This window comes from Microcoleus sp. MON2_D5 (genome assembly GCF_036701905.1).
In the GTDB taxonomy this organism is placed as follows: domain Bacteria; phylum Cyanobacteriota; class Cyanobacteriia; order Cyanobacteriales; family Microcoleaceae; genus Microcoleus.
On the sequence record NZ_JAUBRM010000008.1, the window covers coordinates 110,401 to 119,920 of the forward strand.

Here is a 9,520-nt window from a genome sequence, read left to right on the forward strand (position 1 = left end):
TTAAGCTAATTTTACTCTCACGTTCTATCGACCGAAGCATTTGCGCGCAAAATCTCTAAGTTTAATCAGAGATTTTTGGGGCGCAAAGACTTCGCACGATCAATACTTTTACCAGAGGTTTCAATCTCTGAGTTCCAAGTCAAAAAGCAGGCGAATTAGATGAGTTTGACAGCCCGCAGACCAAACATCAGCACTGTTGCCAAGCCGATCATGCCGCCAAAAATCCCAAAATAAGTTATTGCTCCGCTAAGAGTCATTGCAATTTCTCCAAAACAATCAATAAAAAGACCTATAAGAACTATAATCTAAAATCTAATATCTAAATTACATAAATATGCAATCCATAATTAAAGTTGACTTGGGGCCACAATCTTACAATATTTGCGTGCGATCGGGCGGTTTAGACGAACTCGGCAGTATGATGGGCGATCTAAGTTTGGGCAAAAAAGTTCTGCTGGTGTCGAATCAGTCGATTTTTCGGCAGTACGGCGAAAGAGCAACAGCAGCCCTCGAATCGTCCGGTCTGGAAGTCAGTAGCTGCATTTTACCACCGGGAGAACAGTACAAAACTTTAAATTCGGTGCAGAAAATTTACGGTGCGGCTTTGGCAAACCGTTTAGAACGTTCCTCGACAATGGTGGCTTTGGGCGGCGGGGTTGTGGGCGATATGACGGGTTTTGCTGCGGCGACTTGGCTGCGGGGAATTAATGTCGTGCAGGTTCCGACTTCGCTGCTGGCGATGGTTGATGCTTCTATTGGGGGCAAAACGGGAGTAAATCATCCTTTAGGGAAGAATTTAATCGGGGCTTTTCACCAGCCGCGCTTGGTGTTAATTGACCCGGATGTACTCAAAACTCTGCCGGCGAGGGAGTTTCGTTCGGCGATGGCGGAAGTGATTAAGTACGGGGTGATTTGGGATGTTGAATTGTTTGAAAAGTTGGAGAATTGCAAGCGTTTGGATCAAATGCGCTATGTGAAGGCGGATTGGTTGGCTGAAATTTTGAGCAGGTCTTGCCAAGCTAAGGCTGAGGTGGTAAGCAAAGACGAGAAGGAATCGGGTTTGCGGGCGATTTTAAATTACGGACACACTATCGGTCATGCTGTGGAAAGTTTGACCAATTACAAGGTGATCAATCACGGGGAAGGAGTGGCAATCGGCATGGCTGCATCAAGCCGATTGGCTGTGGAGTTGGGAATGTGGGACGCTGAGTGCGATCGCCGCCAGTCTGCTTTGATTGAAAAAGCGGGTTTACCTGCCAAATTGCCGGCGAATGTCGATGTTGAGGAAATTTTGCATACTTTGCAACTAGATAAAAAGGTGCAGGATGGCAAGGTGCGGTTTGTGCTGCCGGTGCGCTTGGGTGAGGCCGCTGTGAGCGATCGGGTGGATGGGGATTTGATTTTACAAGTTTTGAAGGAAATGCTTTAGATTCCCGTTTTTGGGGTTGTTTAACCGCCGCTGAACGCTGATTAACGCCGATCGCCAAAGATGTTTTTTCTTTCAATGTGCGATCGGCGGTTGAGTTTAGGAACCGCTCGACCGCGAATTAATTTCGTCCAAAATTTTATCTACTCTGTTAGCGGCTTGAGTTCTGCCTTGCTTGATAAATAACTCCTTAGCTTTTGTGAGGCTGGCTACGGCCTCGGCTTGGTTTTCCTGACCTCCTTGCTGGTACAAACCGACTCCTAAATTGTTTAAAGCATCGGGATATCGATCGTTAATTTTAACGGCTTGTCTCCACTGAACAATTGCCTCTGGCAACTGCCCCTGACTTGCCATTGCCACGCCTAAATCGTTGTGAGCTTTGGCGTGCTGTGGGTTGACTTCAATTGCTTTTTGGAATTGAACGATCGCATCGCTCATTTTACCTTGCCCCGACAGCATAGTTCCCAACTTGTAATAAGCATCCGCTTGTTTGGGATAGCGAGCGATTAGTTGCCGGTACAAAGCTTCGGCATTGACAAGATTCCCTTGACCGTAAAGGTCGTTGGCAGTTCTCAAGCCCACCGTGTAGCCTTTACCTACAACTTGGCACTTTTTCTCGGAGTTGCCTTCCTGCTTGCAAATCCTGAGTTCGTCTCCCTTCATTTCGTAGGACATTACTTCCCGAACAGCAGGGCCTCGGCGCGGTGGCTGCAAGTTCTGCGACTGCAAGTTTTGCGAAAGTTGCAGGGCGATTGGATCGGCTTGTGCCGGTTGGGCCGCTGTGGCATTCCAGATTCCTGCACCCACCAAAATGCTTGGGGCAATCCACCTCAAAGGTTTGAACAAGCGAAACTCTCGATCGTTTTTCATGTCTTTTGTGGAAACGTGTTGTTGATATCCTGGGTTTCACTAGCGCCGTAAGAGTCGGAGCAGATCAGGGCCCACCCGATGAAATAGTTAGTTATTAACAGTCGAGATATTTTAGCACTGTGTGACCGAGTTTGAGTTAAATTAGAGTAGAATTCCGATCGATTCTCAGTCAACCTTAGCAGGAAAATAGAAATGGGGCAGTCTATTCTTACCATGCTCTTTGCGCTCGTCCTCGGCTACGCTGTTAACTCAAGCGTCAAAATAGTCAGTGGTGGCGACGAAGCTTTAGTGGAACGTTTGGGTCAATACAAGCGCACCCTCAAGCCAGGATTCCACTTTATCAGTCCCCTGGTCGAAAAAGTCGTCTGCGTGGACACAAGCCGTGAAAGAGTTTTAGACATTAAACCTCAGTCAGCAATCACGGGAGATAATGTGGCTCTCGAAGTCGATGCCGTTGTGTATTGGCGGGTGGTGAATTTACAGAAAGCTTATTATGGAATCGATCAAATTGAAAATGCGATCGCCAACTTAGTTTTAACGACGTTTCGCGCTGAAATTGGTCGATTGCCAATGCAAGACATCTTGGCTTCCCGAGATGACATGAATAAAAAGTTACTCAAGAAGTTGGACGAAGCTACTGAAACGTGGGGCGTCAAAGTAATTCGGGTAGAAATTCAAAGCATTACACCTCCTAAAAGGGTGCAAGAAGCTATGGAATTGGAGCGCGCTACCAAGAGCGAGTGGCAAGCAATGGTCAATAAGGCGATCGGTACTAAGGAGTACATGAGGCTCTTAGTTGAAGCTTTAGACTCCCATCCGAATAGCACGCAAGTTTTGAATTACTTAGTAACCGAAAAATACTTAGAGGCTCAACAAAAATTGGGCGAAAGCGACAATGCCAAAATTCTGTTTATGGACCCGAGAAATATGTCAGAGGCCCTCAACAATTTGATGGAGTCTATCCCTGATGTCCCTTCGGAAGCTGGCGGCGGCGGGGAAATGAAACTTATGGATACTCCAACTTCTCAAGACTGATATCGGAAGATGGCGTCGGCTACCTGAGAGACATCGCGCATTTCTCTGACATCGTGAACGCGCAAGATATCTGCCGAATTTGCGATCGCACCTGTACAAGCCGCCGCTGTCCCCCACATTCTTTGTTTCGCTTCTGGCTGATTCAAAATGTGACCGATGAAGCTTTTTCGCGATACTCCGACTAAAATCGGACAGTTTAAAACACGGAATTTTCGCAGATATCGCAGGATTTCTAAGTTTTGACTGTAAGTCTTGGCAAAGCCAATACCAGGGTCGAGAATTATTTGAGATTTGTCAATCCCCGCAGCAACTGCCGCCGCAATTCGACTCTCTAAAAATTCCCCAATTTCCCCAATTAAATCCCGATAATCTGTGAGTTTTTGCATCGTCTGGGGAGTTCCCCGAATGTGCATCAAAATTATTGGCACTTTTAACTTAGCAACGGTTGACAGCATTTCTGAGTCAAAAGTAGCTCCCGAAATATCGTTAATTATATCAGCTCCCGCCTCAACCGCAGCTTTGGCAACCTGCGCTCTGGTAGTATCGACAGAAATAGGAACTGAGCCAAAAATCTCGGCTTTTTGTCGCAGTATTTGTAGCAGAGGTATAACGCGATCGATCTCCTCTGAAGAGGATATTTCCACTGCACCAGGCCGAGTAGATTGACCGCCAATATCAATAATATCTACCCCCGATTTTACCATGTTTTCCGCTTGTGCTAAAGCCGATTCTAGGGTGTTGAAATCACCGCCGTCGCTGAAACTGTCAGGGGTTACATTCAAAACGCCCATTAAATAAGTACGTTTTCCCCACTCGAAAGATTTATTTCTAATTGTAATTTTTTTGAGGTTATTTGTCATATCAAATCCGTTGGCATTGGAATTATGTAGTGTGAGCGTCCCCCTCGCGATTTGGGTAGCGAGCTCTTAAGCTTGCACTGACATCATCCAAATTATTATTCCGATCAGTTAGAGCATGGGCAGCAGATGTGCCAGACGCACATTGACACCAAGTTCTTCGCAAGCACCGGAGCCAGAGCGAACGGCAGAAAGCATACTCAGCCATTCGTAGCATCCCTGCCAAGGATAGACAACTGCTGCACCACCCCGCACAACGCGCTCGCCATTACTACTCTTCCCACTAAGCCAAGGTGAGCCATCTGAGGGAGCGCCTTCATAGTTGTCGTGCCAAATGTCTGCACAGATGTCGCCGTGAAATCCCATGTTCACCAAGCCAAAGCGGTTGCTGGCGGCATCGTTGGCAGCTTTATTGTTGAAATTTTCTACTAAGTAAAGGTTTGACAAATCGTTCCCCCAGAAAAACAGTGTTGTACTTCCTGCACGGCAAGCATATTCCCACTGCGATTCTGAGGGAAGAACGTGTCCAGAGGCTTGTAACAAGGCTTCTACTTCCTCGATAGATAGATATGCTACCTCTGCATTAGGCATGGGCGGCCCGTTCAAATAATCTCTGTATAAGAAGTTGCTCTCGTCAACGGAAATCAACTCATTGGCTTCGCTCCAGCGCAAGGGAAAACGCGCCAAGAGAAAGGGAGCAAGGTGTACCGGATGAACAGGATGCCAAAAGTTACTGTTGATGAAGCTGTCATCAATAATATCTACTACATCTTGTTCATCGTCTTTTATTACTTGTCTGCCAAGCGCGACCAGTGCCTGCTTCTGGGTGTCATCAAATCCCATCATGAAGGTGCCACCAGGAATCAGGATAAACACAATACCTGTTGCTTTTTCGCGTATAGAGAAGATACGGATGGGCTGCTCTGAAGTATATGTTTTCGCATCAGCCACTTCAAAGCCATTGAGTTGCCAAACAAGGGCATTGACAATCTCGTCTTGTCGAGCCTTGCTTGCCGTAGCCCATTGCGCTGCATTATGAAGCTCTTTCATGGCTGTTAGGTGAGGAGGAAGCACACTTTCTAACTAAATTAAAGGAAGTTGCAATCCCAAAAGGTGGTTAGTTGCCCCATCATCAACTGGTACAGAAAGATTTTCGGGTAACTGGTAGAGATTGTTATTTCTCAACATCAAAACTCCCGGTACAACCACCAATTAGCAATTACCAATTAGCAATTACCTATTACTGATAATTGACAATGCGCGAGAAACTCGCAGCTTCCAAACTAGCACCGCCTACCAAAACCCCGTCAATCTCAGGCATCGCCATAACTTCATCAATATTCTCCGGTTTAACAGAGCCGCCGTACTGAATTGGCACGTCTGGATTAGTCAATTTACTGCGAATCAAACCAATAACTCGGTTAGCTTCCTTCGTTTCGCAAGTATCGCCAGTGCCGATCGCCCAAATCGGCTCGTAAGCAATGACTAACTTATTTTGGTCAACACCAACCAAATCTTTTTCCAATTGAGAAAAAATGTGAGCTTCTGTTTCGCCTGCATCTCGCTGCTGCTTGGTTTCCCCAACGCACAGAATCGGAATTAAATCGTATTTCTGAGCAGCTTTCAGCCGCAAATTCACCGTTTCGTCAGTTTCCCCAAAATATTGGCGCCGCTCACTGTGACCGATGATGACATAACGGACACCAAGTTCACTGAGCATTGGCCCGGAAATTTCCCCAGTAAAAGCTCCTGACTCTTGCCAGTGGACGTTCTGAGCACCAAGTCTGATCCGGCTGCCGTGCAAATTTTTCGAGAGGACAGCCAAGGAGGTAAAGGGAACGCAAAGCACGACTTCCCGTTCCTCTGGGGTTTCGGTCAGGCAGGACATGAATCCTTGAAGAAACTCTAGGGATTCAGCCCTAGTTTTGTACATTTTCCAGTTGCCAGCAATAACTATTTTCCGCACGGGTGACTCAGTAGCTCTGTGAACATCAAAATCAGGCAACTTATAGTTTAAAGCTTTAGCGTACATTTCGAGCCCTTATTGCCCAAACTCAATGCGAGCTTGCTCAACTAAGTCAACGGTGACGACTTCGGTTTCGGCTTCGCGGGCCAACTGCTCGATGCGGACGCGAGCTTGTCCCCGGACAAAATAGGGAATATTTTTCAGCTTCGCCTTGGCTTCTGGCGTCCATTTTAAATCATCGGAAAATTCGGAATCGGGCATGGCGTATTGAGCGATCGACTACAAGCCTTCATGGATCTGGCTTTGATGGAAAGCCTGGATGTATTAAATTTACCACGAATTGCGATCGGGTCACACCTTCTCACTCTGCCTTAATTTTGTTGCTTAAAATAGCCGAGGCTTCTTGTAAAAGCTGATTCTGCTCTTGTCGAATTGCCTCCAACCTTGTCAAAATATTAGCAATTCGTTCCTGAGACTCCAAACTGTTTGATTCAACTCCCCTCAATTGTAAAGCTGAATTATTTTTGTCTTTGGGATTCTTTGAAACCAATGAGTTTACAACCACTCCACCCAGATTACTTACAGATTTAGAGGCGAGACTCAAAACCCCTTGCATCAATTTTAAAGGGATTTGCAGAATAAATAACCATCCTTTTGCAAAAAAGTTACCTAAAGCCTGTAAGAAACCCAAGATAATGAATATAAATAGTAGCAACATTGCTAAAGATATCAGCGGGTGACTCACCAACCATAAGACTACAGGGTGCGAATCCATCCAATTTTTAAACATACCATCGATAGCACTTTGAAGAGCATTGGAAGTGGCATCGCTGATAATTCCTGCCTTTTGAAGGCTATCTTCTAATGAAGCCTTAGCCTTTTCTGTAGCTTGAGTTACACTCTCTAAAGCTTTGCTAGTGCTTGGATTCAGAGTATTGACGGCCGAGTTAGTAGTTTGATTAATAGTTTCTTTAGCAGTTGCGGCAGAGTGAGAAACAGCATCAACAGCTTTGTTGGTAGTTTCACTGACGCGACTAACGGCTTGATTCGCGACTTCAGATATAGAAATCCTCGCTTTTTCGGTTTTATCCGCTACAGTACCTAAAGCATTGTTCGTCGTAGCTTGATTAACAGTATTAACGGCAGAATTCGTAGTTTGAGTGAGAGCTTCTTTTGCCTGATTCGCAGATTCGGAGAGAGAAGATTTAGCTTCTGCGGTTGCTTGTAAAACCGAATTAACTGCTTTTCCGACTTTTTCTGTCAAAAATTCTTTCGTTTTTTGAAAGCTTTGAGAAACATCCGACAGTGCTACTCCCATAGTAAGTGACCTCCATCAACTTAACTTATTGTTTCCAAGTGATTATAGTATAGCTTCTGTTTTTGATAGCGGGACTTTAGCCAAAAAATGAGCGATAAATAGAGCTAATATATATAGGGTAAGGTTTTTAGGCTAGTCTCTTTCCTGATGGAATCTGATGAGAGAAACAGTTTGGACATCCATGCCCCCATGCTTTGAAAGATGGTGCCAACGCTTTGACGATGTGTTCCCCACTCAAGCCCAAAGACAGGAGTTTAGACACTATCTGGGGGGATTATTGGGAGAAAAAAGAGAAAAAACCTATCCCAGCTCGCGCAGAACGCTGTAGATGTTTCTTAACAAAGCTTACGCCATTTTGCAGTCAGAGCTTCCTAGTGCGAACAAACGTTCAACTAAGGGCGAAGCTATACGCGATCGTGTGACCATCAGATGTATGTATTCCCCAAAAATAAAGCTGGCGATCGCTCAAAGATGAGGCAGGAATTTGATGCACCTGAAAAAGCCTGAATTAAGTTGAGAAATATAGCATATTATCCCATCGGCGATCGCGGGATAACGGGCGATCGTTCGAGGGATAACGGGCGATCGTCCGTCAAAGCTCGCTCGGCGTTGTAAAAACTGTTTAACGCCCCCAAAAATAATTACATACCTACACAAATTAGCGCGGCTTACCAGACTTTATATCTCCGAAAAAAAGCGATAAATTTTAAGTAGACTGTGGCTGTTGGTTTAACAAACCCGACGCTGCCTAGGATGTTGTTGCGGAAACTTAGCTGGTGTATTATTTCTGATATATTTGCCACAATTTCACTTTCCCTCCCAAGATCAAAATATGCTAGGCTAGAATGTTTCCACAGCTTAAGATACACCATGACGTATGTATCAATCATTAGAAGAGTCAGCCATTTCGACTAGCCCATCTACGGAACCGTCCTCTCTAATTCTCATAGTGGATGACGATGCCTTGATTCGTTTGCAACTTCGACTGTATTTACAGAAGGAAAAATACCGAGTGGTGGAAGCTAGTGATGGGTTGACAGGGCTAGCAGCTTATGAGGAAGTACATCCAGACCTGATCCTGCTAGATGCAGTGATGCCTACTATGGATGGTTTTGCTTGTTGTCAAAAATTATCTGAAGTGCCTGAGAGCGATCGCCCACCTATTTTGATGATTACTAGCTTGGAAGACAAAGAATCTGTAGATCGAGCGTTTGCAGCAGGAGCGGCTGACTATATCACTAAGCCGATTCACTGGGCTGTTCTGGGACAGAGAGTGCGGCGGTTGATTCAGCAATTCCACTTGCAACAGCAACAAACCCTACTTTACAAGCAGCTAGAGGCCGCCAATCGACAATTAAAATACCTAGCCTCAATAGACGGTTTGACTCAGATTGCCAATCGCCGTCAGTTTGACGAACACCTAGAGCACGAGTGGCGACGCATGACGAGGCAGCAAACTCCTTTGTCACTAATTTTGTGTGATATCGATTTCTTCAAGCCTTACAACGATACTTATGGACACCAAGCAGGGGATGTATGTTTACAGCAAGTTGCCGCAGCTCTCAATGGCAGTATTAATCGAGCTGGAGATTTAGTCGCACGTTATGGAGGTGAAGAATTTGTAGTGATTTTGCCCGACACAGAGCTTGAGGGAGCCGTACACATTGTTAAAAAAATGCAGGCTAGCATCCAAGCTTTAGCAATAGTCCATAAGAGTTCTCCGAATCATTGCATTACGCTCAGCTTCGGTATTACCACTGTGATTCCCACCCAACAGAGCCTGCCAGAAACTTTAATTACTGCTGCCGATGCAGCACTTTATCAAGCCAAAGACCAAGGTCGTAATACTTTTTGTACCAAAACTCATACAGTTAATGAGTGAACTCATTAAATCATAAGAATAAAAACTATAGCAATCCTATATGAATTGTGAAAAGGCATCAAATCTTTTCAAGTTAGGAAAATTGAAAAGATTATATTTAGCAAACAATTGAAATAAAAGATTAACAATATTAAAATTCTTGCCGAAACGATAAAACCTCCTGAGC

General features: G+C 45.1%; 10 protein-coding genes and 1 pseudogene. 4 read left to right on the plus strand and 7 right to left on the minus strand.

Features of this window, described 5'->3' with window-relative positions; translation table 11 throughout:
- Positions 1–155: 155 nt before the first annotated feature.
- On the minus strand, positions 156–257 hold the full coding sequence (petL, locus tag QUA47_RS04955; RefSeq protein ID WP_006633742.1) for a cytochrome b6-f complex subunit PetL: 102 nt from the start codon (positions 255–257) through the stop codon (positions 156–158).
- 77 nt (positions 258–334) lie between these two features.
- Between petL and aroB the strand changes: the two genes are divergently transcribed.
- Positions 335–1,429, plus strand: a complete 1,095-nt coding sequence (gene aroB / locus QUA47_RS04960) for a 3-dehydroquinate synthase (protein WP_333429915.1) — start codon at positions 335–337, stop codon at positions 1,427–1,429.
- A 96-nt stretch (positions 1,430–1,525) separates the two neighbouring features.
- Here aroB and QUA47_RS04965 read toward each other — a convergent pair whose 3' ends face one another.
- On the minus strand, positions 1,526–2,296 hold the full coding sequence (locus QUA47_RS04965; RefSeq protein ID WP_333429916.1) for a tetratricopeptide repeat protein: 771 nt from the start codon (positions 2,294–2,296) through the stop codon (positions 1,526–1,528).
- A 192-nt stretch (positions 2,297–2,488) separates the two neighbouring features.
- Here QUA47_RS04965 and QUA47_RS04970 point away from each other — a divergent pair, with 192 nt between their 5' ends.
- Positions 2,489–3,331, plus strand: a complete 843-nt coding sequence (locus QUA47_RS04970; RefSeq protein WP_333218116.1) for a stomatin-like protein — start codon at positions 2,489–2,491, stop codon at positions 3,329–3,331.
- Here QUA47_RS04970 and folP read toward each other — a convergent pair.
- From folP to QUA47_RS04995, 5 genes are all read right to left on the minus strand, one after another.
- Positions 3,322–4,191 (minus strand): dihydropteroate synthase, encoded by an 870-nt coding sequence (gene folP, locus QUA47_RS04975; RefSeq protein ID WP_333429917.1) that lies wholly within the window; start codon positions 4,189–4,191, stop codon positions 3,322–3,324. The genes QUA47_RS04970 and folP overlap by 10 nt on opposite strands.
- 108 nt (positions 4,192–4,299) lie before the next feature.
- The gene (locus tag QUA47_RS04980; RefSeq protein WP_333217568.1) at positions 4,300–5,238 is read right to left on the minus strand and encodes a formylglycine-generating enzyme family protein; all 939 of its coding nucleotides are present in this window, start codon (positions 5,236–5,238) and stop codon (positions 4,300–4,302) included.
- 190 nt (positions 5,239–5,428) lie between these two features.
- Positions 5,429–6,154 (minus strand): triose-phosphate isomerase, encoded by a 726-nt coding sequence (gene tpiA, locus QUA47_RS04985; RefSeq protein WP_333217570.1) that lies wholly within the window; start codon positions 6,152–6,154, stop codon positions 5,429–5,431.
- 75 nt (positions 6,155–6,229) lie between these two features.
- A complete protein-coding gene (locus tag QUA47_RS04990; protein WP_006633749.1) occupies positions 6,230–6,415 on the minus strand; it encodes a PCP reductase family protein in 186 nt (61 codons plus the stop codon).
- Between the two features lie 100 nt (positions 6,416–6,515).
- Entirely contained in the window at positions 6,516–7,472 is a 957-nt protein-coding gene (locus QUA47_RS04995) for a hypothetical protein (protein ID WP_333429918.1), read from the minus strand.
- A gap of 157 nt (positions 7,473–7,629) precedes the next feature.
- Here QUA47_RS04995 and QUA47_RS05000 point away from each other — a divergent pair.
- Both QUA47_RS05000 and QUA47_RS05005 read left to right on the plus strand, forming a co-directional pair.
- A pseudogene (locus QUA47_RS05000) lies at positions 7,630–7,808 on the plus strand (IS701 family transposase); the annotation flags it as partial.
- Positions 7,809–8,349: 541 nt separating this feature from the next.
- Positions 8,350–9,354: a PleD family two-component system response regulator gene (locus tag QUA47_RS05005; RefSeq protein ID WP_333429919.1), complete on the plus strand. Its 1,005-nt coding sequence runs from the start codon at positions 8,350–8,352 to the stop codon at positions 9,352–9,354.
- Positions 9,355–9,520: the final 166 nt, after the last annotated feature.

Excerpts from the sequence above, each read along its gene's own strand:
- QUA47_RS04965 (WP_333429916.1), bottom strand. The coding sequence starts at position 2,296 with ATGAAAAACGATCGAGAGTTTCGCTTGTTCAAACCTTTGAGGTGGATT.
- QUA47_RS04970 (WP_333218116.1), top strand. The coding sequence starts at position 2,489 with ATGGGGCAGTCTATTCTTACCATGCTCTTTGCGCTCGTCCTCGGCTAC.
- folP (WP_333429917.1), bottom strand. The coding sequence starts at position 4,191 with ATGACAAATAACCTCAAAAAAATTACAATTAGAAATAAATCTTTCGAG.
- QUA47_RS05005 (WP_333429919.1), top strand. The coding sequence starts at position 8,350 with ATGTATCAATCATTAGAAGAGTCAGCCATTTCGACTAGCCCATCTACG.
- QUA47_RS04980 (WP_333217568.1), bottom strand. The coding sequence starts at position 5,238 with ATGAAAGAGCTTCATAATGCAGCGCAATGGGCTACGGCAAGCAAGGCT.
- aroB (WP_333429915.1), top strand. The coding sequence starts at position 335 with ATGCAATCCATAATTAAAGTTGACTTGGGGCCACAATCTTACAATATT.
- petL (WP_006633742.1), bottom strand. The coding sequence starts at position 257 with ATGACTCTTAGCGGAGCAATAACTTATTTTGGGATTTTTGGCGGCATG.
- QUA47_RS04990 (WP_006633749.1), bottom strand. The coding sequence starts at position 6,415 with ATGCCCGATTCCGAATTTTCCGATGATTTAAAATGGACGCCAGAAGCC.
- QUA47_RS04995 (WP_333429918.1), bottom strand. The coding sequence starts at position 7,472 with ATGGGAGTAGCACTGTCGGATGTTTCTCAAAGCTTTCAAAAAACGAAA.